The sequence below is a fragment of the Lentibacillus cibarius genome (assembly GCF_005887555.1).
GTDB lineage: Bacteria > Bacillota > Bacilli > Bacillales > Amphibacillaceae > Lentibacillus > Lentibacillus cibarius.
Genome location: NZ_VCIA01000001.1, coordinates 412634 through 437361, shown reverse-complemented (window position 1 = coordinate 437361; position 24728 = coordinate 412634). Strand labels below are relative to the sequence as shown.

General features: G+C 42.3%; 17 protein-coding genes, 1 other RNA gene, 2 pseudogenes and 1 other annotated feature. Of the genes and pseudogenes, 17 read left to right on the top strand and 3 right to left on the bottom strand.

Annotated features, from left to right (window positions below):
- The first annotated feature begins 105 nt into the window (after window positions 1-105).
- The 5 genes from FFL34_RS02245 to dtd all read left to right on the top strand — a co-directional run bounded on the left by FFL34_RS02245 (window position 106) and on the right by dtd (window position 6239).
- The gene (locus FFL34_RS02245) at window positions 106-447 is read left to right on the top strand and encodes a LapA family protein (protein WP_138600952.1); all 342 of its coding nucleotides are present in this window, start codon (window positions 106-108) and stop codon (window positions 445-447) included.
- A gap of 50 nt (window positions 448-497) precedes the next feature.
- Window positions 498-2816 (top strand): single-stranded-DNA-specific exonuclease RecJ, encoded by a 2319-nt coding sequence (recJ, locus tag FFL34_RS02240; RefSeq protein WP_138600950.1) that lies wholly within the window; start codon window positions 498-500, stop codon window positions 2814-2816.
- Complete coding sequence (locus FFL34_RS02235) at window positions 2816-3328, top strand: adenine phosphoribosyltransferase (RefSeq protein ID WP_138600948.1); 513 nt, start codon at window positions 2816-2818, stop codon at window positions 3326-3328. Before recJ ends, FFL34_RS02235 begins: the two co-directional genes overlap by 1 nt.
- Window positions 3329-3566: 238 nt before the next feature.
- Complete coding sequence (locus FFL34_RS02230) at window positions 3567-5762, top strand: RelA/SpoT family protein (protein WP_138600946.1); 2196 nt, start codon at window positions 3567-3569, stop codon at window positions 5760-5762.
- A gap of 30 nt (window positions 5763-5792) precedes the next feature.
- Window positions 5793-6239, top strand: coding sequence for a D-aminoacyl-tRNA deacylase (gene dtd / locus FFL34_RS02225; protein WP_138600944.1), 447 nt, complete (start codon window positions 5793-5795; stop codon window positions 6237-6239).
- Between the two features lie 35 nt (window positions 6240-6274).
- On the opposite strand, the gene FFL34_RS02220 is transcribed toward dtd, so the two are convergent.
- Complete coding sequence (locus FFL34_RS02220) at window positions 6275-7159, bottom strand: N-acetylmuramoyl-L-alanine amidase (RefSeq protein ID WP_171046245.1); 885 nt, start codon at window positions 7157-7159, stop codon at window positions 6275-6277.
- Window positions 7160-7314: 155 nt separating this feature from the next.
- Between FFL34_RS02220 and FFL34_RS18115 the strand changes: the two genes are divergently transcribed.
- The 4 genes and pseudogenes from FFL34_RS18115 (at window position 7315) to ssrS (ending at window position 11176) form a co-directional block, all read left to right on the top strand.
- A complete protein-coding gene (locus FFL34_RS18115) occupies window positions 7315-7488 on the top strand; it encodes a hypothetical protein (RefSeq protein WP_171046244.1) in 174 nt (57 codons plus the stop codon).
- A gap of 49 nt (window positions 7489-7537) precedes the next feature.
- Window positions 7538-7761 (top strand) — a binding site (T-box leader).
- Window positions 7762-7822: 61 nt separating this feature from the next.
- Entirely contained in the window at window positions 7823-9106 is a 1284-nt protein-coding gene (gene hisS / locus FFL34_RS02215; RefSeq protein WP_138604645.1) for a histidine--tRNA ligase, read from the top strand.
- A pseudogene (gene aspS, locus FFL34_RS02210) lies at window positions 9099-10867 on the top strand (aspartate--tRNA ligase). Before hisS ends, aspS begins: the two are co-directional and overlap by 8 nt.
- A gap of 122 nt (window positions 10868-10989) precedes the next feature.
- A non-coding RNA gene (ssrS, locus tag FFL34_RS02205) (6S RNA) lies at window positions 10990-11176 on the top strand.
- Window positions 11177-11274: 98 nt separating this feature from the next.
- Here ssrS and FFL34_RS02200 read toward each other — a convergent pair.
- Window positions 11275-11975 (bottom strand): annotated as a pseudogene (locus FFL34_RS02200) (RsfA family transcriptional regulator).
- A 197-nt stretch (window positions 11976-12172) separates the two neighbouring features.
- Window positions 12173-13456 (bottom strand): replication-associated recombination protein A, encoded by a 1284-nt coding sequence (locus tag FFL34_RS02195; protein ID WP_138600940.1) that lies wholly within the window; start codon window positions 13454-13456, stop codon window positions 12173-12175.
- 1010 nt (window positions 13457-14466) lie between these two features.
- On the opposite strand from FFL34_RS02195, the gene cymR reads away from it, so the two are divergent.
- From cymR to alaS, 8 genes are all read left to right on the top strand, one after another.
- Entirely contained in the window at window positions 14467-14886 is a 420-nt protein-coding gene (gene cymR, locus FFL34_RS02190; RefSeq protein ID WP_138600938.1) for a cysteine metabolism transcriptional regulator CymR, read from the top strand.
- Between the two features lie 29 nt (window positions 14887-14915).
- On the top strand, window positions 14916-16058 hold the full coding sequence (locus FFL34_RS02185; protein WP_138600936.1) for a cysteine desulfurase family protein: 1143 nt from the start codon (window positions 14916-14918) through the stop codon (window positions 16056-16058).
- Between the two features lie 54 nt (window positions 16059-16112).
- Entirely contained in the window at window positions 16113-17222 is a 1110-nt protein-coding gene (gene mnmA, locus FFL34_RS02180; RefSeq protein ID WP_138600934.1) for a tRNA 2-thiouridine(34) synthase MnmA, read from the top strand.
- 110 nt (window positions 17223-17332) lie between these two features.
- A complete protein-coding gene (locus FFL34_RS02175) occupies window positions 17333-18001 on the top strand; it encodes a tetratricopeptide repeat protein (RefSeq protein ID WP_138600932.1) in 669 nt (222 codons plus the stop codon).
- Between the two features lie 23 nt (window positions 18002-18024).
- The gene (recD2, locus tag FFL34_RS02170; RefSeq protein ID WP_138600930.1) at window positions 18025-20349 is read left to right on the top strand and encodes an SF1B family DNA helicase RecD2; all 2325 of its coding nucleotides are present in this window, start codon (window positions 18025-18027) and stop codon (window positions 20347-20349) included.
- A 62-nt stretch (window positions 20350-20411) separates the two neighbouring features.
- Entirely contained in the window at window positions 20412-20603 is a 192-nt protein-coding gene (locus tag FFL34_RS02165) for a hypothetical protein (protein WP_138600928.1), read from the top strand.
- Window positions 20604-20649: 46 nt separating this feature from the next.
- A complete protein-coding gene (locus tag FFL34_RS02160; protein WP_138600926.1) occupies window positions 20650-21717 on the top strand; it encodes an AI-2E family transporter in 1068 nt (355 codons plus the stop codon).
- A 344-nt stretch (window positions 21718-22061) separates the two neighbouring features.
- Window positions 22062-24704 (top strand): alanine--tRNA ligase, encoded by a 2643-nt coding sequence (gene alaS / locus FFL34_RS02155; RefSeq protein ID WP_138600924.1) that lies wholly within the window; start codon window positions 22062-22064, stop codon window positions 24702-24704.
- Window positions 24705-24728: the final 24 nt, after the last annotated feature.

Genomic DNA, 24728 nt, shown 5'->3' with positions numbered 1-24728 from the left:
GATTATCCAAGTCATTTCGCTAAATTTTATGGTTTCTTATCTTTTAAAAAAGGCTGAAAAAGGGTAATTTAGTTTACAGGACCAAACTCTAAAGGAGGTATTGCTGTGAAATGGCAATCCTATGTTATTCTTGCCATTATTTTTGTTATTATTGTTGCCGTTTTTGCTGTCGCGAACGTCAGTCCGGTAGAGGTCAATTATCTATTGGGAATTGGGAAGGCCCCGCTTATACTTGTTATTTTATTTTCCGTATTAATGGGAGGTATCATTACAGCATCAGCAGGTGTTGTGAAAATAATTCGGCAGCAGCGCGAACACAAGGCATTACAGGCAGAGTGTAATCGCTTAAGATCCATCCTGAAGGAACATGGTGTGGATGAATCTGAACAAATAACAGAATCCGAAGAAGACGATTCCATTGAAAAACAATCTGGTAGCGAAACCTAATTGCTCACGAGACCAATCTCCTGTATACTATATTGGTCAGGGGTGAGTACATGCTACAGAGCAAGATGAAATGGAACTTTCCAGAAACAATAACAAGGCCGGTGGACTTTGATATCGGTAACTTCTCACCGCTCATCAGTGAATTGTTAATGCAGCGGGGGATAAAGTCTAACGAAGATGCTAAGAAATTTTTATCACCTGATTTAGCACAATTATATAATGTGGAATGGTTATCAGATATTCAGAAGGCAACCAACCGTATACATAGAGCGATCGAAGTAGAGGAAAAGATTCTTGTGTATGGCGACTATGATGCAGATGGTGTCAGTTCAACCACCATAATGATGGAAACACTTCAGAATCTTGGAGCTGACTGTGATTATTATATACCAAACCGCTTCACAGAAGGATACGGCCCGAATGAAGCAGCCTTTCGTGCAGCTTATGAAAACGGCTTTCGATTAATTGTTACTGTGGATACAGGGATTGCTTCCGTTCATGAAGCGGAAGTCGCAAAAAGATTAGGAATTGATTTGATTATTACTGACCACCATGAAGTACAGGCTGAGCTTCCGGATGCCTATGCGATTGTACATCCAAAATGCTCGCCGGATTATCCGTTTAAGGAATTGGCGGGGGCTGGAGTAGCACTCAAATTTTCCGAAAGTCTGCTTGGCTATTTTCCAAAGCAATTGCTTGATCTGGCAGCAATTGGTACTATTGCAGACTTAGTCCCGTTACTTGGTGAAAATCGAATTATTGCCCATTACGGTTTGCAAAAATTAACGACCACATCGAGGCCCGGTATAATTGCGATAAAGAATGAATCCGGTATACAAGGTCATGTCACTGAAGATGATGTCGGTTTCTCCATAGGACCCAGACTTAACGCAGTAGGCAGATTACAGGATGCAGACCTGGCCGTTCAGCTATTGATGGCTGACGACACGGATGATGCAGCCCGTATAGCCGGCATGGTGGAAGAAATCAACCTGGAGCGAAAGAGTATAGTAAGTGAAATCGTCAAAGAAGCGGAAAATATGGCAAGTCCGGTAAACGATCAAGGCGTTATCGTTGTTGCCAAAGAGGGATGGAATCAGGGAGTATTAGGGATTGTGGCGTCCAATCTTGTACGGAAATACGACCGTCCGGCAATCGTGTTGTCTATTTTTCCTGAAAATGGTGAAGTGAAAGGATCGGCTAGAAGCATACCCGCTTTTGATTTATTCTCAGCCTGCATGGAGATAAGGGATATTTTCACTCATTTTGGTGGACATGCCCAAGCAGCTGGAATGACACTCCCGCTAAGCAATGTGCAGACATTGAAGCAGGAGCTGAACGCTATGATCTTCCAGCAGCTTTCTAAAGCAGATTTTGCACAAGTAGTTGAGATTTCTAAAACAATAACCATTCCGGAAATTAATGAAGAATTGGTTACCGAAATCAGTCAACTGGCACCGTTCGGCATGGCCAATCCCAAACCAGTGTTCCACGTAAAAGCTATACCATCGGGCGTACGTCAAATTGGTAATGGAAAAAAGCATCTAAAGCTACAATTCCAAAAAGATAATTATAAATTGGATGGCATCGCGTTCGGATTAGGTAACCTTTATCAACAGTTGTCGCGACAAACCCCGTTGTCGGTGGTTGGGGAGCTGAATATCAATGAATGGAATGGCTTCAGAAAGGTTCAGATGGTTATCCAAGACATGCAAATTGACGAATGGCAGTTGTTTGATCACCGTGGAATGAAAGGGTTTGACATCACGCCGTATGTACAGCAAGATACAGGGTATGCCGCGGTATTCCAGCAATTACCTGATGCAAATCAGCTTCCCGGCAATGTTGTGTGTGTTACTTATGATACAGATGTTAGCAGCTTAAAAGGTATCCACACACTGTTTTTATATGATTTTCCACCCAGTTTAACGGTGATGGAGAATCTTGTTAAAAATCTTAAACCGGATAATATTCATGTATGTTTTTATTTGCAGGATAGTACATTTATGAAAGCTTTTCCAGCGAGAGAGGACTTTAAATGGCTATATGGACTCCTGGCCAAACGGCAAACCATCCATTTACAGAAGGAATTGCCAATGGTTATGGATGCGAAAGGTTGGACGAAAGATAGAATATTGTTTATGTCAAACGTGTTTTTTGAATTAGATTTTGTTAAAATAGAAGAAGGTACAATGAAACTTAACGCTAATCCTTTAAAGAAAGATTTAAGTGAATCGGCTAAGTATCAGGAACGATTAAACCGAGTTGAAATTGAAAAAACACTTTATTATTCAACATATAATGAACTAAAAACGTGGTTTTCCAATTGTTTGGAATGCAGGTTAGAGCCTGAGGAGGAAATTGACTGATGGATTATAAAAATTATATAAAAATCGTCGACGACTGGCCAAAAGAAGGTATACAGTTCAAAGATATTACCCCATTGATGGATAACGGAAAAGTTTTTAAAACAGCTGTTGATGAAATTGTGACATTTGCACGTCAAAAAAATATCGATCTTGTTGTCGGTCCGGAAGCAAGAGGCTTCATTATTGGCTGTCCGGTTTCCTATGCGCTGGAAGTTGGCTTTGCCCCTGTACGCAAAGAAGGTAAACTACCAAGAGAAGTAATTAAAGTCGACTATGGACTGGAATACGGCAAAAACGTTCTCACAATCCATAAAGACGCCATTAAACCCGGGCAGCGTGTATTGATTACGGACGACTTACTTGCAACGGGCGGAACGATTGAGGCAATGATTCAATTAGTGGAAGCACTAGGTGGTATTGTTGTCGGCTGTGCATTTCTTGTAGAACTTTCATACCTGAATGGGTCGGAAAAACTGGAAGGTTATGATGTGCTGACAGTTACAAGCTTTTGAATCTCCCTAAAACAAGGTCTGGCCAATGATTGTCAGGCCTATTATTATGAGTGAAAACAACGTCTTGATTGATGCAAGAGCGTGTGGAAGTGTTTTTCTTTACATTTCCGAAAAAATTTTTAATACTAGTAAGAAAAGCGAATGCCAGCATACACTGCATAAACGATATGATGCGCAAATGTACAGATGCTGGATTCGGGAGTTGAAAACTTTGTCCAGCGAATGCAGGTGATTTTATATGGCAAATGAAGGAATAATGACAAGTGAAGAAGTAATTGAAAAGGCCGGTTCTTATCTGACAGAGGAAGATATTGATTTCCTTCACCGTGCTTATGCGTTCGCCAGGGATGCACATAAGGATCAGTTCCGGAAATCCGGTGAGCCTTATATCGTCCACCCTGTTCAGGTAGCTGGAATCCTTGTTGAGCTTGGTATGGATCCGGTGACCATTGCGGGCGGCTTCTTGCACGATGTTGTTGAAGATACAAGTGTGACACTTGAAGACTTAGAAGCTGCGTTTGAAAATGAAGTGGCTCTGCTCGTGGACGGTGTCACAAAGCTCGGTAAAATAAAATATAAATCGAAAGAAGCGATACAAGCGGAAAACCACCGAAAAATGTTTGTAGCCATGGCTAAGGACATCCGGGTCATCCTAATAAAACTAGCTGATCGCTTGCATAATATGCGTACATTAAAACATTTACCACCGGAGAAGCAACGCCGAATCTCGAATGAAACGCTAGAAATATTTGCCCCGCTGGCTCATCGTCTCGGAATTTCCACAATCAAATGGGAACTGGAGGACACTGCATTACGTTATTTAAATCCGCAGCAGTATTATCGTATTGTCCAGTTAATGAGACAAAAACGAAACGAACGAGAAACGTATATTGATGAAGTTATTGATCAAGTGAAGGATCAACTGGAAGATGTGGATATTGAAGCGGACATTTCAGGAAGGCCAAAGCATTTATACAGTATATATCGGAAAATGGTTAAGCAAAACAAACAATTTAATGAGATATATGATTTATTGGCTGTGCGGATTATCGTTAGTAGTATTAAAGATTGCTATGCCGTCCTCGGGATTATCCATACATGCTGGAAACCGATGCCCGGCAGATTTAAAGATTATATTGCTATGCCGAAACCAAATTTATACCAGTCCCTTCATACAACGGTTATAGGACCAAAAGGCGATCCACTTGAAGTGCAGATTCGGACAAAAGAAATGCACGAAATTGCTGAATATGGTATTGCTGCACATTGGGCTTATAAAGAAGGCAAACGTTCCGCAACAAAGTCGTTTGAGGAGAAACTGACATGGTTCAGGGAAATTCTTGACTGGCAGAGTGAAACACATGATGCAGAAGAGTTCATGGAGACCCTGAAAGTTGACTTGTTTTCAGATATGGTTTATGTGTTCACACCAAAAGGGGATGTCATAGAGCTACCATCCGGGTCAGTGCCGCTTGATTTTGCATACCGCATCCATACGGAAGTGGGTAATAAAACCATTGGATCCAAAGTGAATGGGAAAATGGAGCCACTTGATTATAAGCTAAAGAACGGAGATATTGTGGAAGTGATGACGTCCAAACATTCGTATGGACCATCACAGGATTGGCTGTCAATCACCCAGACATCGCAGGCAAAAAGCAAAATTAAACAATTTTTCAAAAGACAGCGCCGCGAAGAAAATATCAGTAAGGGTAAAGAAGCTGTTGAAAAAGAAATTCGCTCCATGGGTATGGAGCCGAAAGAAGTGCTTACCCACGATAATTTAAAACGCGTTTTTGAGCGATTCAATTTCACAAATGAAGACGATATGTATGCTGCTGTCGGGTATCAGGGAATAACAGCTGCTTTAATTGCAACCCGGCTGACGGAAAAAATTCGTAATACAAATCAGAAAAAGCAAAACCTGGAAGAAACACTTGAAAAAGTGAAAAGTGAGCCACCAACAAAGAAAATGCAGAAAAGGGATTCCGGTGTCAAAGTGGAAGGCGTGGATAATCTTTTGGTACGCCTGTCCAAATGCTGTAATCCGGTTCCTGGTGACCCGATTACCGGCTATATTACAAAAGGTCGGGGGGTATCCGTTCATAGAGCGGATTGCCCAAATGTTCAGACAGAGGAAGCGAAACAGCGCTTCCTGCATGTTGAATGGGAGGACAGTCATACTGATAAAAAACAGTATCATGTGGATTTGGAAATATCCGGATATGACCGCCGTGGTTTGTTTAACGAAGTATTACAGGCGGTAAATGAAACAAAAACGAATATCACCCAAGTCAATGGTCGTTCAGACCGGAATAAAATGGCTGTCATCCAAATTACTATCCTTATTCATAACACGGGTCATTTAAAACGGATTGTCGAACGTATTAAACAGATTAGAGATGTTTATTCGGTAACAAGGACAATTCAATAGACACTTTCGAAATGGAAGGGAAATGGTGTAATGAAAGCAGTAATTCAACGTGCAATAGATGCAAATGTGACAGTTGATGGTACCGAGACGGGGGCAATTGATTACGGTTTAGTGGTTTTAGCTGGTGTCACGCATGATGATACGGAAGAAGATGCAGACTATCTTGCTGATAAGCTGGTCAACTTACGTATTTTTGATGATGAAAATGGGAAGATGAACCATTCGCTAAAGGAAACTGGTGGAAAAGTCCTGTCTATTTCTCAGTTTACACTTTATGCTGATACAAGAAAGGGTAGGCGACCGAATTATTTACATGCAGCCAAACCCGAACAGGCTGCTTCCTTATATGATTATTTGAATCAACGGATTGAACAGCATGGTATCGCCGTGGAAACGGGTGAATTCGGTGCGATGATGAATGTGCAATTAACTAATTCGGGACCCGTAACAATTATATTGGACACGAAAGACAGATAGCGGGAGGCATGGTGATGAGTGCCCTCCGCTTTATTTTACTGTGCAAGAAAATAATCGTTCAATCCCATGGCGATTCCGGAAGCAAGTTGTTTTTGGTACATGCTTGAAGAGAAGAGCTGTTCTTGTTTCGCATTGGAGATAAATCCTGATTCAACCAAGATTGCCGGAATAGTATTTTGTCTGAGCACTTGGAAATCCCCCTCACTTATCCCGCGGTCGTCCGCCCCTGTTGCCTTGATCATCCCTTTCTGCACAGAACGGGCAAGTGATTTATCCTGACCAGTGTAATAATAGGTTCCTGTACCGGTGACACTTGGTGCCTGCGGGAAACTGTTATAGTGGATGCTTATAAAGGCATCGGCATCTGCTATGTTCGCAAGGGCAGCCCTGCCTGCGAGCGAGACAAACCGGTCATCCTTACGCGTCAAAATAACCTTTGCTCCTAGGGTCGTCAGTAATTGTTCCAGGTTCTGCACGGTTGCACGTGTAAAGATCTTTTCATTTGCACCACTGGCACTTATTGCACCACTGTCTCGTCCCCCGTGACCTGCATCGAGTACAATCGTTTTCTGCTGCAAACCATTTACCGTGTGTGACTTGTTACTTTGTGCTGAATCGAATGTTGATGATTTCTTTTTTGATGACACCTGATCCAAGGGATTGCGCTTCACTTCAGTGTACCTACTGGCGACCCAGCCGGTTAGAGCTGTGGTTTTTATTTGAATCCAACCATTTTCTTGTTTCTGAATCGGATATACCTCACCACTGTAAACTTTTCCTACCCTTTTAAAATCAATTCCAGGACCTAATCGTACATTTAAGGTGTCTGTCTTGATAACGGCCTCACCTATTTCCACTGTTGGAGCAAATGCAAAATATAAGGAGCCAAGGATGATTATTGCTGCTTTGTTTAAATGCAATGAAAACTTCCTCCATTTGGACATTTTTTTCTATTTTATATGTGTTTGATTTAAAAGTCGACCCATGATGGGTATCATTTATGTATTATTACCATGAAAGGGATAAAAAGATTCCTCCGCGGCAAAGCTAGAAGCAGTAAAAGGAGGAATAGCTGATGCGTGTTCACGAAAAACAATGGAATGCGTCTGTCAATAAAGGCATTTATGGTGCGGATTTTCATCGTTTTATGGAATTGGAAGATCAGTCTCCACATATGGAAATTGCTGAAGAATTGGGTATTACACTTGGTGAGGTTAAACAGCTGAAAAAAAAAGTTAACCGTACTTGACAACAAGATCAGGAAACATTAATATAAGAATCATTCGGTGAATACGTGAACATAACCAGTGAGGGAAAAAGTAATCAGACCGCATATGTAAAGAGAGAAGATGGCACAGGCTGAAACCATTTTCGCATGTTGCCCTGATGAACGACATTCCTTAGGTTCTATATCGAACGAGACAGGAGTAGGTATAGACGTCTTGCAGGCGTTAACTGTGAAGAGCGGATGTTTTAAACACATCAATCAGGGTGGCAACGCGGGCAGGCTCCCGTCCCTTATTATTATAAGGGATGGGAGTCTTTTCTATATACAGAATCTAGGGGGTATTTGAATGAGTAGTATGAAAGCTCCACGAGGGACGGTTGACATACTGCCGGAAGAAGCTGTTAAATGGCAGTTTGTTGAAAATAAAATGAAGGATATTTGCAATAGGTACCATTTCCATGAGATACGGACACCTTTGTTTGAACATACAGAAGTATTTCAGCGAGGGGTGGGAGACTCAACCGATATTGTCCAGAAAGAAATGTACACATTTGAAGACCGCGGTGGAAGAAGTCTCACATTGCGCCCGGAAGGAACTGCTTCTGTTGTGCGTTCGTTTGTGGAACACAAGATGCATGGCAATCCAAGCCAGCCGGTCAAACTGTATTATTTTGCACCAATGTTTCGGTATGAGCGCCCGCAAAAGGGAAGAATGCGGCAGTTGAATCAGTTTGGTGTTGAAGTACTAGGAAGTTCGGATCCGGCTGTAGATGCTGAAGTTATTGATTTGGCGATGTCAGTTTATCAGGAACTCGGTCTACGTTCACTGAAGCTAATCATCAATTCCTTAGGGGATAATGAAAGCCGTGAAAGTCATCGCCAAGCATTGGTGGATCACTTTTCACCATACAAGGATGAATTGTGCAATGATTGCCGGACGCGACTCGAGCAAAACCCGTTGCGGATTCTTGATTGTAAAACAGACAGGGAGCATCCTGCAATGGAGAATGCTCCTTCTATTCTTGATCATTTGAATACGTATTCCCAGTCGTATTTTGAACAAGTGAAAAATTACCTGACCCTCATGGGGATTGATTTTGAAGTTGATGCAAATCTGGTACGCGGTCTCGATTATTATAACCATACTGCATTTGAAATTATGAGTGAGGCAGAAGGTTTTGGTGCAATAACAACCCTTGCCGGTGGTGGAAGATATAATGGGCTGACAGAAGAACTTGGTGGTCCACAAACACCAGGCATTGGATTTGGAATGGGAATCGAACGATTGCTGATGGCTTTGGAAGCTGAGAATATTGAAATTCCGGCAGACGATGACTTGGATTGCTTCCTTGTAGCGGTTGGTGATGAAGCTGATCAAGCATCTGTTAAACTCATTCACGATTTACGGATGAATGGGATCCAGGTTGATAGAGATTATCAAGGCCGAAAAATGAAAGCACAGTTTAAAGCGGCAGACCGCTATCGTGCAAAATTTGTCTTAATCTTAGGTGAAAGTGAGATACAGAAGCAATTAGTAAACGTGAAGGAAATGCAGACTGGTGATCAGAAGCAAATACCATTGGAACAGGTGATTACCTATATCCAGGGAAAGTTGTCAGGAGGAAATAGCAATGAGTGAACGAATATTGGCTGGTACGCTGAGTGAAAAGAACATCGATCAGGAAATAACGCTGAAGGGATGGGTACAGCGGCGCCGGGATTTGGGCGGTCTGATTTTCATAGATTTGCGTGACAAATCTGGACTTGTACAAGTAGTGTTCAACCCGGATCGCTCCCCTGAAGCGCTTCAGGTAGCCGAAACTGTCCGTAGTGAATATGTTATCGAAATTCATGGGCAAGTGGTGGCCCGTGACCCGGATACAGTCAATTCGGCGCTGGAAACAGGAAAAATTGAAGTGCTTGCAACACAGGCTTACATCTTGAATAAGGCAAAGACGCCGCCATTTCTTATCCAAGAGGAAACAGATGTAGCGGAGGATTTGCGACTGAAGTACCGGTATATTGACTTGCGAAGGCAAAGTTTGCAGGAAACGTTTAAAATGAGACATCAAATCATACAGGCTGTTAGAGACTTTTTAAATGATGATGGTTTTATTGAGATGGAAACACCTATTTTGACAAAAAGTACACCAGAGGGTGCAAGAGATTATCTTGTACCAAGCCGTGTGCATAATGGGGAATTTTATGCCTTGCCACAGTCACCACAACTGTTTAAACAGCTTATTATGATGAGTGGCTTTGAAAAGTATTATCAGATTGCTCGCTGTTTCCGTGATGAAGATTTACGAGCTGATCGACAGCCTGAATTCACCCAAATTGATATTGAAACGTCATTTATGACAAGTGACGCCATTATGGATATGACTGAAAAAATGATGGCCAGTGTGATGAAAAAGGTGAAAGATGTGGACCTTCCCCGCCCATTCCCCAAAATGTCTTATGATGAGGCGATGGAACGTTTTGGATCGGACAAGCCGGATACGCGCTTTGGCATGGAGCTGATTCAGGTTTCAGATATATTAGCTGATTCATCCTTTAAGGTCTTCAGTGACGCACTTAATGCTGGCGGAAAAGTGTCGCTTCTTAATGTGAAGGGCCAGGCAGCCAATTATTCGCGAAAAGCAATTGATAAACTGACAGAATTTGTGAAAATATATGGCGCTAAAGGACTTGCATGGCTGAAAGCTGATGAAGGTGAATTAAGTGGTCCAATCGCCAAATTCCTAACCGATGAGGAGAAAAAAGGGCTTATTCGTCGTGGAGAGGTAGAAGACGGTGACTTACTTCTGTTTGGTGCCGATGCCAAATTATCGATTGTCCATGACAGCTTAGGAGCGTTGCGGCTCAAGCTTGGAAACGAATTAGGTCTTATTGATGATAACAAATTCCATTTTCTATGGGTAACTGATTGGCCCCTCTTAGAGTATGATGAGGATCTTGAACGATATTTTGCTGCACACCATCCGTTCACTAAACCGGTGGAAGAAGATCTTGCTAAGCTGGATACGAATCCGGAAGATGTCCGTGCTAATGCCTATGATCTTGTCTTGAATGGCTATGAACTTGGTGGGGGTCCCTTCGTAACTATAAAAAGGAACAGCAGGATAAAATGTTTGAAGTACTAGGTTTTTCAAAGGAAGCTGCGGAAGAACAATTCGGTTTTCTATTAGAAGCACTGGAATATGGTGCACCTCCACATGGTGGGATTGCAATGGGACTGGATCGGATTGTTATGATTCTTGCTGGTAGATCAAATCTTCGGGATACAATCCTATTTCCGAAGACGGCCTCGGCCTCTGATTTACTGACAGATGCACCAGGAACTGTCAGTACGGCACAACTTGATGAATTGTCCATTCAAATCCGAGAAGAAAAGTAAAGTAATGTGACAATGTTATATAACTGTCACATTAGCCATGTATATTTTTAAAACTAAATATTGATAAGTTACACCATGTATGTTATATTATAAACACAGTTAAAAAAGGTTCATGAGCCGCTACAATCCTGATGTGTTCGTCTGAAGCATTCGTTTTGACCGAACAATTTTTATAAAAGGGAGCCCGCATAGGTTTTCATGTTGCGTGCATGCCTGTTTCTACAGGAAGTACAAAAAACATGGAACAGGGCACCCACCTGCTGTGAGCGGGATCAAAACTTAGAGGCAGACGGCACCATTGGGATTAGTAGTTACATAATTAATAATCATTAATTCAAACAAGCAGGGAATCGGTTATTAGCCGATTCCCTGCTTGTTTCTTGTTTCTTGTTGAAATTGGGTGCCCCTTATTGATTGGAAGCTTCCTCGGTAACTTGCTGAAGGTTTCCGTTTTTATCCATTCGGAATGATGGTGCCTGGAATGAACCTTGATCATCTAGAACAGTCATCTTGCGTGCTCTGTCAATAATTTTCATAAATACTTGATAATCTTCCTGAAGCGATTCTAGATGTTTTTCAGTGCTTGACAGTTGCTCTTCCAATTCATTCACTTTATCTTTTAAGAATTATTTTCCTTTTCCAACTGTTCAGCAGATACCTTTGATTGATTGGAAGCCTGATAGTCTTTTTTTACCTGTTTTAAAAATTGTATGACGGAATCCATTGTGAGCATCTCTCTGTTTCCCGTATTATGTTCTTCATTCGCTGCTGTAACTTTAGCACCTTCTACGTCTGCCTCCGTGAACACCTGTTCTTCATGCCTTTCTTCAATTTGCGGTACGTGCATGATTGGCTGTTTCGCTTTTACCGCATTTGCGCGCTTCTTTTCCTTTCGCTGGCGTTTGGCAAGTTCAATGGCATCCGTGTATTTGTTTCTTATTTCGGCATTCCAACGAAATCCGCAGGCAGCAGACGTTCGATTCAATTTGTCGCCAACTTCTTCAAAAGCATTTAACTGTGTGCTTCCTTCTCTGATATGTCGCAGAACTGTTTCTGCCAATAATAAATCATCCTCATGTGACCATGCATCTTGTCTTACTTTAGTCATCTAGCTTCAACTCCTTTTTCAATAACGGTAACTATAATTTGTTATAACGATTGTTCAAAAGACAGAATAGATACGTAATATAGGCTTTTATTCATAGATTTCTCCTACTCAATGTATGAAAGGAGAGAAGTGGCGAATAATTGCCTGTTTTATCGTTATTGATAGTCTGACCGTTTGAAAAAGAATTTATACTTCTATCATCTATTATTATTTTTTTTAGCCTGAATGTTATCGTATACCTGTTTCAGCGCCTGTTCAAATTTACCGGTGTTTTTTGGCTGATAATAATGTTTGTTCTTGAGTGAATCCGGCAAATACTGCTGGTTGACCCATCCTTCTTCGTCGTGATGTGGATATTTATAATTAATGCCTCGTCCCATTGTTTTAGCGCCCTGGTAATGCGTGTCCTTTAAATGAGCCGGAACTTCACCGCTTTTTCCGTTCCGTATATCTGCCAGTGCATGGTCAAGTGCCTTATACGCTGTATTTGATTTTGGTGAAAGGCTGAGTTCGACAATGGCCGAGGCTAATGGAATGCGGGCTTCAGGAAAGCCGACACGTTCTGCAGCTTCAACGGCAGCGATTGCTCGAGGCCCGGCCTGCGGGTTTGCGAGGCCGATGTCTTCATAGGCACAAACAATCATGCGGCGAGCGATACTGTCAAGGTCACCTGCTTCAATTAACCGTCCAAGATAGTGAAGGGCTGCATCTACATCACTGCCCCGAATGGATTTCTGAAAGGCAGAAAGCACGTCGTAGTGGGCATCCCCGTCTTTATCATGGGTGAAGCTTTTTTTCTGCATGCACTCTTCGGCAATAGCTAGCGTAATAATTATTTTCCCCTCAGCATCGGCTGGGGTGGATGATGCGGCAAGTTCCAGACCGTTCAGTGCTGAACGCATGTCGCCATTAGCTGCAGACGCAAAGTGCTCTAGCGCGTCTTCTGTTAATTCGATGTTTCGGTCGCCGAGTCCGTTTTGGACATTTTGGGAAGCTCTGACTACCGCTGTTTTGATGTCTTCTTCCGTCAGGCGATACAATTCAAACAAATGGCATCGGCTTCGGATTGCAGGATTGATAGAATGATAAGGATTGCTTGTAGTACAGCCGATGAGTGTCACGCGATTGCTTTCAATGTGCGGGAGTAAAAAGTCTTGCTTTGCTTTATCAAGTCTGTGTACCTCATCAAGCACTAACACGATTTGTCCGCTCATTTTAGCTTCTTCAACGGCAATTTCCATATCTTTTTTCTTGTCAACAACAGCATTCAGCATTTTTACCGGCATATCTAAACTTTTTGCCAGCGCAAAAGCCATCGAGGTCTTGCCAGTTCCGGGTGGCCCGTATAGAATCATGGAAGATAAACGTGCAGCCTGAATCATACGGTTCAGTATTTTTCCTTCAGCGACCAGCTGTTCCTGGCCGATGATGTCGTCTATGTGTTCTGGCCGCATGCGATAAGCAAGTGGTTGTTGATTCATTTTAATCGTCCTTTGCATAAATTTAACTCAACCTTCGCATTAAAAAATGAAGCTCCTACAGATAGCTGTGGAAAACTTGAAACGCTACTAAGTGTTACTTTTGACAACCTTGACAATCATAAAAACTGTATTCTAAAAGGTTATTTTAGCACACAAAAGATATAGAATGCGACGTAGAGAAAAAATCAAGTGCGACCGCTCCGGAATTACACTACGCTTTCCGCGGGTGACCCGTGAGCCTCCTCGCTCGTACCTCGCTGCGGGGTCTCACATTCGCCACTGTTCGAGGCTGCTGAAAAACATATTTTGGAAATTTATTTTCCCACTTTATAGTGTAAATCAAATGCAAAAGTATATGTTACTCCCCACATCAAGGCGGTTATTGCCGTGAAATTTGGGATTCGATTTTGAATCGATTAAAAAGATGGTAATTTTTCAGTGACCTCGCCACTGTTCCCGCAGGAGTCTCCGTGTATTTCCTCCGCTTGTGTTTAACTATTTCATAACATTTATTACATAATTAAATCACAAAGAATGATGAACTACTATTTTGATGGTTGATTGGAGTGGAGGCCAGTCGACTCCTGCGGGAAAAGGAAGGCAGGCTAAGTTCGCGACGTCCTGTCGCAACGCCTGCACTAGCACGTCCTGTGCGTCGAAGATCCCGCAGGAAGCGGTTTTCTTCCGAGGAAGCTGAAGCGTTGCCCGCGGAAAGCGGCTTGAACGGAAATCAACCTAGCACTTACGTCGCCGTTTATCTTAACTACGATGATAAAACAACCAATCATTCATCCAAAAAGTCACCCAGCGCAGTATGTGTCCAACTTTCTTCTTCCAAGTCTTATGTGTTCGTTTCAGGCTGCGAAAGTTGAAATTTTAATAGGTTATATGGTAAAAGCGTAATGGTGATTGCGATAAAATGCAAGAAACAGGCGATTCGTGCTATAATATGCTGTATTGTAAATAACCAATGACTGTTTAGCAAAGTTAGCGTTATAGAGGTGTTATAAATGAAGATTTCGACAAAAGGGCGATACGGGTTGACGATTATGCTTGAACTTGCCAGAAAGTATGGTGAGGGACCGTTATCATTAAAGGCAATAGCACGGGAAAAGAACCTATCCGAGCATTATCTGGAGCAGTTAGCCTCACCACTGCGTAATTCAGGCCTAGTCAAAAGTGTCAGAGGTGCTTATGGTGGCTATGTACTGGCAAGAGACCCACGTGATATAAAAGCTGGCGATATTATTCGAGTTTTAGAAGGACCGATTTCCCCCGTTGAAGGGATAGAAGATGAAGAACCGGCGAAACAGGCGTTATGGATTCGTATCAGAGACGCTGTGAAAGATGTCCTTGACACGACGACCCTTGAGGATTTGCGCCGGCATGAAAATGATGTGTACCAGGACGCGTTTATGTTTTATATTTAGTACAAAAGGGCAGAGAAAGGATTGAAAAAATGGAACGTATTTATATGGACCATGCAGCAACAACCCCTATGGACCGGCGGGTTGCCGAGGTGATGACGCCTGTATTTACTGATGTTTTCGGCAATCCGTCAAGTGTCCATGCATATGGGCGGTCAGCACGGCAATATCTTGACAAAGCAAGACGAACAATGGCTCAGAGTATCAATTCCGATGAAAAAGAGATTATTTTTACAAGTGGTGGAACGGAAGCGGACAATTTAGCCATTATTGGTACAGCTATGGCTAACAGGCACAAAGGAAATCATATCATTACTACCGTTCAGGAACATCATGCCAGTCTGCACGCAGCACAGCACTTGGAAAAACAAGGATTTCGCGTAACGTATTTATCTGTAAATGAGAATGGGATTATCTCCATAGACGAGCTAAAGCATGCGCTGACTGATGAAACGATTGTTGTTTCCGTTATGTTTGTCAACAATGAAACCGGGGTGATTCAGCCGATTGAAGCAATAGCTGAAGTACTCCAGGATCATCAGGCATATTTGCACACGGATGCTGTACAGGCATTCGGTCTTCTTGATATCGATGTAAAACAAGTAGACATCGATTTGATGACTGTTTCTGCTCATAAGCTAAATGGACCAAAAGGAATTGCCTTTTTGTATGTAAAGGATGGGACAGCTTTAAGTACATTGCAGTTTGGTGGTGAACAAGAGCGGAAACGTCGTCCGGGTACGGAAAACGTTCCAGCTACTGTTGGATTTCAAAAGGCTGTTGAACTTATTATGCAGGAAAGGATGGAGCGAAAACAGACGTACCAACGTTATAAAGATTTATTCATGGAACAACTTGCCCGGAATGGGGTGAATTTTACGGTGAATGGGAATGTTGATCAAACGATTGCATCCATCGTCAATATTAGTTTTCCTGGAACGAATGTCGAATCGTTGCTGACAAATTTTGACCTTGATGGGATCGCGGCTTCCAGCGGGAGTGCATGTACGGCGGGATCAGTCGAGCCATCCCATGTTTTAGCGGCCATGTATGGACAGGAAGATGATCGAACCACGAATTCCATCCGGTTTAGCTTCGGATCATTTAATACTGATGAAAATGTGTCAGAAGCTGCAGACAGAGTGGCAAAAATCGTCAAGCGACTAACCAAGTGACTTATTGATTAGTAGGTGCCCGTTTTTGTGGGATAAATAAAGGAGGTGGCGTATATGAAACGCAAAGAAGATACACGTGTCGTTGTAGGTATGAGTGGTGGTGTCGATTCATCCGTAGCTGCATTAATTTTAAAAGAACAGGGTTATGATGTTGTCGGCATTTTTATGAAAAACTGGGATGATACAGATGAAAACGGCGTATGCACCGCAACAGAGGATTATGATGACGTTGTACGGGTGTGCAACCAGCTGGATATCCCATATTTCGCGGTCAATTTCGAAAAACAATACTGGGATAAAGTTTTCACTTACTTTCTTGATGAATATAAAGCCGGAAGAACGCCGAACCCTGACGTCATGTGCAATAAAGAGATTAAATTTAAAGCATTTCTGGAACATGCCATGTCACTTGGGGCGGATTATTTGGCCACGGGACATTATGCGCAAGTGCGCAACAATAATGGAACGTATGAAATGCTGCGCGGAGCTGATGACAATAAGGATCAGACGTATTTCTTGAATCAATTAACTAGTGATGTATTGGAAAAGGTTATGTTTCCACTTGGGCATATGCCAAAACAAGAGGTGCGTGCCATTGCTAAAGAACACGATCTTGTGACTGCCAGCAAAAAAGACAGTACTGGTATTTGTTTCATCGGGGAACGCAATTTCAAAGAATTCTTAAGTGAATATTTACCAGCTCAACCCGGTGTCATGAAAACATTGGACGGAATTGAAAAAGGCAGACATGACGGACTTATGTATTATACAATCGGTCAACGGCAAGGTTTGGGCATCGGCGGATCTGGTGAGCCTTGGTTTGTTGTCGGCAAAAATCTAAACGAGAATGTATTATACGTCGGGCAGGGATTTCATAATGAAAAGCTGTACTCAGACAGCTTAATCGCAACTGATGTTAATTGGATTAATCATATAACTGACGAGTCATTCATCTGTACAGCAAAATTCCGGTATCGGCAGAAGGATAGTGCGGTTACAGTCACACAGAAGGCAGACGGGAAGGTTCATGTCGCTTTCCATGAAGCACAGCGGGCCATTACACCCGGACAAGCTGTCGTTTTCTATGATGGTGATGTATGCCTGGGTGGCGGGACTATTGATACAGTTCTAAAAAATGATGAACAGCTTGCGTATGTTGGATAAAGAACTGGATGAAAGGCTGCTTGTTTTGGAATTTGGAATCGGTTTTCTATTTGTTAGTAGCGGCAAGTTCAGCTTAAAAAGTGTAGTATGCATACGATTGAGGTGAAACCATGGACAAAAATCAGCAAGCAATTGAACGGATGAAAGAGCAGAAATATGAAGAAGCGGCAGAACTTTTTAATGCGATTATCGAGGAAAATCCGCAAGATCCGGTCGGTTATATCAACTTTGGTAATTTGCTTTTGCACATGAACGATACAGAACGTGCGGAACGATTTTTTCAACGTGCATTGGAACTCGATGAACAGGCTGCAACTGCCCATTACGGGCTTGGGAACCTTTATTACGACAAATCGGATTATCCAGCAGCACAAAAGCATTTTCAACAAGCGATTGATATTGGACTCGATGAAGCGGATGCTTATTTTCTGTTGGGGATGACGTTTGTTCATCAGGAAAATTATAAGCTGGCATTACCCTATTTAATGCGGGCGTCTGAATTGAGTCCGGATGATCTGGAGTACTTGTTCCAGTATGGGCTAACACTTGCTCAAAGCGAATATATAAGTGATGCGAAATCGGTTTTTCAACAAGTGCTTAACTCAAATGAAGAACATAGTGATGCCCATTATAATCTCGGGGTCATTGCCTTGTATGAAGAAGACCCCGCCGCTGCACTGGAACATTTTCAACGCGCATTGGACATACAGCCGGAACATGTCCTGGCAGCTAATGCTAAAAAACAGATTACCGATGCAATGAATACTACTGATAAGTGAGTTAGATAGCGAGGTTGTTTACAATGGTACCGGATAAACCATCTCACAATGAACAAGGTTTTATAAAGGGCGAACTGCTATATACGATTTTTCGCAATGCAGAGGAACAGTTCACAATTGCCAAAATTACTGTCCATGAAACGAATGAAGATTATCAGGAAAAAGAAATTGTAGTTAAAGGCTATTTCTCTAGTTTGCAGGAGTCAACGGCTTACTTGTTTTATGGAACGTTTGAACATCATGCTAAATTTGGATTGCAGTATCAAGTGACTTCCTATCAAACATTTATACCGGATACCAAAGACGGCCTTATTAGCTATCTGTCCAGCGATCTGTTTCAAGGGATCGGCAAAAAAACTGCTGAAAAAATTGTTGACCATTTAGGTGATAACGCCATTACGAAAATATTGAACAATCCGGATTCGTTAAATGAAATACCGGGGCTAAAAAAAGGCAAAGCGGAACTTCTCTCTAAAACTGTCAAGGAAAATCAGGGGTTCGAGCATATTGCTGTCTATTTGTCTAAATACGGCATCGGTTTGAAAATGGCCCAAAAAATATACCGTCAATATAAAGAAGAGGCTCTTCACGTACTTCAGGATGACCCGTATCAATTTGTATTTGACATTGACGGCTTTGGTTTTCAGACTGCCGATCAGATCGCCCGGCAAAATGGGCTGTCATTTACACATCCGAATCGTATCGGTGCTGGATGCATTTATGTGCTGCAAAAAAATATACAGAATGGTCATGTCTATTTGCCAATAGAGACGTGTATAAATCAAGTCCTGGATATCCTTACCGAAACAGATGAGCCACTAGAAAAGGATTTTGTGACAGATCGCCTGGAAGATCTAAACAGGGAAAAAAAGTTGATTATGAGAGACGGCAATGTTTATTTGCCGTCCTTGTATTATGCTGAGGATGGTTTTGCTTCCCATGTTGACCGGCTTATGAGCAAACCTGTTGAGCATGATATTCCACTGGCGGAACTGATGAAAATCATCGGGGATATTGAAGAACAAGAAGCGATTAGCTACGGGAAGGAACAATTTGAAGCCATTAAGCAAGCGTTAAATTCCAGGTTAATGGCTGTGACGGGAGGTCCCGGAACCGGGAAGACAACAGTCATCAAGGGAATTCTCAATGCTTATGCAACGGTACATAATATAGCACTCGATCCGGCAGCCTATGATTCGAATGCTGATTATCCGTTCATTTTGGCCGCACCCACCGGCAGAGCTGCCAAGCGACTAACTGAATCAACCGGGCTTCCGGCAGTTACTATTCATCGGTTGTTAGGATGGGACGGACAGACCGGTTTTGATAAGGATGAACATGAACCATTAACAGGCAGCTACCTGATTGTTGACGAATTCTCTATGGTAGATATCTGGCTTGCCAACAGTCTGTTTAAAGCGATTCCTGACGATATGCAGGTGCTTTTGGTCGGTGATGAGGATCAGCTTCCATCGGTTGGACCTGGCCAAGTGCTAGCGGATTTGCTCGGGAGTGAACGGATTCCGTTTGTAAGCCTTAATGATGTTTATCGCCAAAAAGAAGGATCTAAAATTATTGAATTGGCGCATTTAATTAAGCAGGATGCATGTGAACCAAGTGACTTGAAAAATGATCATGATTTCAGTTTCATTCCTTGCAGTGAATCACAGTTAATGGATGTTATTATTACCGTCTTCAATAAAGCAAAAACAAAAGGCATTGATGTGAAAAACATTCAGGTGCTGGCACCAATGTACCGGTCCCAGACAGGGATCAACATGATTAATAAATATCTGCAGCGTCTGGTTAATCCTGCATCCCCGTCCAAACGGGAAGTGAAAGCAAATGATGCCACATACAGGGTGGGAGATAAAGTACTGCAGCTTGTAAATCAGCCGGAGGACGGCATTTTTAATGGGGACATTGGTGAGGTTGTCGCGATTTTTGAGGCGAATGAAAATGTCGATAAAACCGAACAGCTTGTTGTTTCCTATGATGGAAAAGAAGTCGTCTACGAACGGAAAGATTATATCAATATGATGCATGCTTACTGCATTTCAATCCATAAATCACAAGGCAGCGAATTTCCAATTGTTATTCTGCCAGTAGTACTGGCCTATCGCCGTATGCTTAAGAAAAATCTATTATATACTGCTATTACAAGAAGTAAGAAATCGCTAATTATTTGTGGGGAACTAGAAGCTTTTTTGCGAGGGGTTCGCACACTTGATTCCAATCAACGCTTTACAACACTAAAAGAACAGCTCCTTAAACTTAAAGGCCATGCAGAACAAAAGAATATGGCAGATTCATCGGAGGAAGACATAACGCCGTATGATTTTATGTGACAAACCAGTATATTTTTATAAATTCGGGCAATCATAGAAAAATAAAAAGGGAGTTTGTTTCTATGGTAGTGTGTCCGAATTGTAATGAAAAAAATATAGGAAGAATAGGAACACAACAATTTTACTGTTGGAACTGTTTTATTGAATTGTCCGTATTTAATGATAGATTGGTCATTCATCAGGTTGAAGCGGATGGTTCATTGAGTTCACTAGATGATTTGTTTACCGATGATGAGCGGAAGATTCAATGGTAATGTTTTGGAAATATATGGCCCTTCTTTGTAAAAGGAGGTGCTGGACATGTTTAAAGACAGCACACCATTGAATTTTCTTTTTTGGGTGTTATCCGGAATTCTGGTCTTTTTATTTTTTTATTTGTTAGTGAAACTTTTTCCTATGTATGATGCGGTTGTTTCGTTTCTTTGGCATCTACTGCTCCCTTTTCTAATCTCCGCTTTAATTGCATATCTATTGTATCCTGTTGTTGATAAGATGCATCAGTACAATATGCCAAGAAGTCTGGCCATCCTTCTTATTTATCTTCTTTTTTTTGGCGGTGGTGCGTATCTTATTTATCGTGTCTACCCGACTATGATTAACCAGTTAAGCGATTTGCAGGAGCAGTTGCCACAATTGATAGACATGTACCGGGGCTTTATTCACAGCCTTTATGAGTATACATCTTTTTTGCCGGAAACAGTGCACGATAACATGGATGAGCTTATCTCCGAGTTCGAGGCATACATGGAGGATTTACTCGCTGACGTGGTCAGAGGTTTTTCTAAAATAATTGATATGATTATTGTCATCACTGTCATTCCGGTACTTGTTTTCTATTTTCTAAAAGACTTTACTACAATTAAAAAATATGTGAAGAAATGGATTCCTGAAAAATACCACAAGCGGACAAGCGCCCTATGCCGGGGAATAGACAAAGGGCTCGGCAACTATATAAGGGGGCAGCTGATTGTTTGTCTGTTTGTCAGTGTCGCTGCATTTGGTGTTTTCCGTGTACTGGGGATACCTTATGGTTTATTGTTGGCAATCATCATGGGCTTAACAAACATCATCCCTTATTTTGGACCGATTCTTGGTGCGGTACCGGCTATAGCCATTACTGCAACTACTTCCGGTAAACTGGTCCTGATCGTTACTATCAGTATCTTTATCATCCAAGTTATCGATGGTAATTTATTGTCTCCATACATTGTTGGCAAAAGTATTGATATTCATCCGATTGCCATCATTTTCGTATTGCTACTAGGTGGTCAATTATTTGGGGTGCCTGGAATGATTTTGGCTGTTCCGGTTCTGGCAGTGCTGAAAGTAGTTGTTCCTCATATTTTGTCGTTCAGACAATATAATTGACAATTGTAGTATAGTTGTCTATAATATCGACAAATAATAAATTACCATTGCTTTTGTACGATTCGATAGGTTAACACAAGGAAGGTTCTAAGTACATGTGCCTCCATCCGGCAGAGAGGGGTTTCCATCGGCTGTGAGAAACCCTGGATGTTGAGTCATGGAATGCTAAACCGGAGTACGGCCAATCCCCGTCGGTATCACACCGTTATCATGTGAAGTGATGAATGGGAGTCATTCATAATTAGGGTGGTACCGCGGAAGTTATCTCGTCTCTAACATTAATATGGAGAGGGGATTTTTTTATTGTTGCAAAAAATTGGATAAAAAGGCTTGGAGGTCAAAAAATGGAACGGTTATCATCAGCGCAAGTACGACAAATGTTTCTCGACTTTTTTAAAGAAAAAGGACATCAGGTGGAGCCCAGTGCGTCTCTTGTACCGAGGGAGGATCCGACACTGCTTTGGATTAATAGCGGGGTGGCAACATTAAAAAAATATTTTGATGGCCGGGTGGTTCCGGATAATCCACGTCTTGTCAATGCCCAAAAATCAATCAGAACAAATGATATTGAAAATGTCGGGTTCACCGCAAGACACCATACTTTTTTTGAAATGCTTGGAAATTTCTCTATTGGTGATTATTTCAAGCAAGAGGCGATTGAATGGGCATGGGAGTTTCTGACAAGCGATGACTGGATTGGGTTTGACCCGGCGTTGTTGTCAGTAACCGTCCATCCGGAAGATGATGAAGCTTATGATATTTGGCTTAATGATATCGAACTCCCAAAAGAACGAATTATTCGCCTGGAGGAAAACTTCTGGGACATAGGTGAAGGCCCAAGCGGACCGAATACGGAAATATTTTACGACCGTGGTGCCAGTTATGGTAACGACCCGAATGACCCTGAACTTTATCCTGGTGGTGAAAATGAACGGTATCTCGAAATCTGGAATTTGGTGTTTTCCCAGTTCAATCACAATCCTGATGATACCTATTCACCGCTGCCGAAGAAAAATATTGATACCGGCATGGGCCTTGAACGAGTGGTTTCTGTCATTCAAGATGTACCGACCAATTTCGAGACGGATTTATTCATGCCGCTCATTCGGGAAACCGAAGCGATATCCGGGAAAAAATACGGGGAGTCGACGGAAGATGACACAGCATTTAAAGTAATTGCTGACCATATCCGGACAGTCACCTTTGCTGTCAGTGACAAGGCATTACCATCCAATGAGGGAAGGGGTTACGTTTTACGGCGGCTTTTGCGACGTGCTGTCCGCTTTGCTAAACAGCTCGGAATCGATGAACCATTCATGTACAGGCTGGTACCCGTAGTTGGTGAAATCATGCAAGAATTCTATCCTGAGGTCAGCAACAGGCACGAAACGATTGCCCAGGTAGTCAAAGCTGAAGAAGAGCGTTTTCATGAAACACTGAATGATGGACTCGAGATTCTTAATAAGGTGATCGTCAGAGAAAAACGTCTAGGTAGTGATATTTTTCCAGGTGTTGAAGTGTTTCGGCTGTATGATACGTATGGTTTTCCAAAAGAACTTACCGAGGAATATGTGAAAGAACAGGGATTTACGATTGATGAACAGGGTTTCACCGAAGAGATGGAAAAACAGCGTGAACGAGCCAGGAACGCTCGGCAGCAAGTGGACTCTATGCAGGTACAAGATGGTGTACTTGGTGAAGTAGAATTGGAAAGCACCTTTACCGGGTATGATCAACTGGAGACTGACACGACAGTTGTGACGATCGTGCAAGGGAAGGAATTCACCGATATCGCCACAGAAGGTGATGAAGTGCTTGTCTTTTTAAGCGAGACGCCATTTTATGCGGAAAGCGGTGGACAAGTAGCCGACAAAGGCTGGCTGTATACGGATGATGCTTCTGCATACGTTACAGATGTTCAGAAAGCGCCACTTGGACAACATGTTCACAAAATACAAGTTAAGGAAGGCGAAATTCGGACAGGTGATCATGTGAAAGCAGTGGTTGAGAAGGCTTTCCGTACCGGGGTAGTAAAAAATCATACAGCCACCCATTTATTACACCAGGCATTGAAAGATGTTCTTGGTGACCATGTAAATCAGGCTGGTTCACTTGTGACACCGGAGAGGCTTCGGTTTGACTTCACTCATTTCAGTTCGGTAAATAAGGATGAGTTAGAACGTATTGAACAGCTCGTCAACGAAAAAATTTGGGCCTCCATCCCTGTGTCTATTGATAATAAAAAACTGGATGAGGCAAAAGAAATAGGCGCAATGGCACTTTTTGGAGAGAAATACGGTGACATTGTCAGGGTTGTCGAAATCAGTGATTACAGTATTGAATTGTGTGGCGGTTGCCATGTCCGGAATACTGCTGAGATTGGTCTGTTTAAAATTGTTTCCGAATCAGGAATCGGCGCTGGTTCTCGGAGAATTGAAGCAGTTTCCAGCAAGCAGGCGTACAACTTTGTTAATGAAAAAGTAGGATTACTTGAATCTGCGGCAAGTCTCTTGAAAACAAACGATGAAAATGTTCCGGCCCGCTTGGAAAGCTTGTTCCAGGAACTGAAGGATTTACAAAAAACAAATGAATCTTTAAATGCGAAATTGTCAAATGCGGAGGCATCGTCCATAACGGAAAAAACAGAGACAATAAATGGTCTTACCGTACTTGCGCAAAAGGTTGATGTAAAGGATATGAACCAGCTTCGTAACATGGTCGATGAATTAAAGCAAAAATTGGGTTCAGGTGTTATCTTATTGGCAGCAGAGGCGAATGCTAAAGTCCAGCTGGCTGCCGGCATAACCACGGATTTAACGAAAAGTGGTCTGCATGCAGGCCATTTGGTAAAACAGGCTGCCGAACGCTGTGGCGGCGGCGGGGGTGGCCGCCCGGACATGGCACAGGCCGGTGGTAAGAATCCTGAAAAAATGAATGACGCACTAAATGCTGCAAGGGAATATGTCGAGAACAATGCCGCAAATTAGACAATTTAGTCTTGAGTTGAATGA

Coding starts and splice junctions, on each gene's coding strand:
- alaS (WP_138600924.1), top strand. CDS start 22,062: ATGGAACGGTTATCATCAGCGCAAGTACGACAAATGTTTCTCGACTTT.
- FFL34_RS02230 (WP_138600946.1), top strand. CDS start 3,567: ATGGCAAATGAAGGAATAATGACAAGTGAAGAAGTAATTGAAAAGGCC.
- FFL34_RS18115 (WP_171046244.1), top strand. CDS start 7,315: ATGCGTGTTCACGAAAAACAATGGAATGCGTCTGTCAATAAAGGCATT.
- FFL34_RS02235 (WP_138600948.1), top strand. CDS start 2,816: ATGGATTATAAAAATTATATAAAAATCGTCGACGACTGGCCAAAAGAA.
- FFL34_RS02195 (WP_138600940.1), bottom strand. CDS start 13,456: ATGAATCAACAACCACTTGCTTATCGCATGCGGCCAGAACACATAGAC.
- hisS (WP_138604645.1), top strand. CDS start 7,823: ATGAAAGCTCCACGAGGGACGGTTGACATACTGCCGGAAGAAGCTGTT.
- FFL34_RS02175 (WP_138600932.1), top strand. CDS start 17,333: ATGGACAAAAATCAGCAAGCAATTGAACGGATGAAAGAGCAGAAATAT.
- cymR (WP_138600938.1), top strand. CDS start 14,467: ATGAAGATTTCGACAAAAGGGCGATACGGGTTGACGATTATGCTTGAA.
- recD2 (WP_138600930.1), top strand. CDS start 18,025: ATGGTACCGGATAAACCATCTCACAATGAACAAGGTTTTATAAAGGGC.
- FFL34_RS02165 (WP_138600928.1), top strand. CDS start 20,412: ATGGTAGTGTGTCCGAATTGTAATGAAAAAAATATAGGAAGAATAGGA.
- FFL34_RS02160 (WP_138600926.1), top strand. CDS start 20,650: ATGTTTAAAGACAGCACACCATTGAATTTTCTTTTTTGGGTGTTATCC.
- dtd (WP_138600944.1), top strand. CDS start 5,793: ATGAAAGCAGTAATTCAACGTGCAATAGATGCAAATGTGACAGTTGAT.
- recJ (WP_138600950.1), top strand. CDS start 498: ATGCTACAGAGCAAGATGAAATGGAACTTTCCAGAAACAATAACAAGG.
- mnmA (WP_138600934.1), top strand. CDS start 16,113: ATGAAACGCAAAGAAGATACACGTGTCGTTGTAGGTATGAGTGGTGGT.
- FFL34_RS02185 (WP_138600936.1), top strand. CDS start 14,916: ATGGAACGTATTTATATGGACCATGCAGCAACAACCCCTATGGACCGG.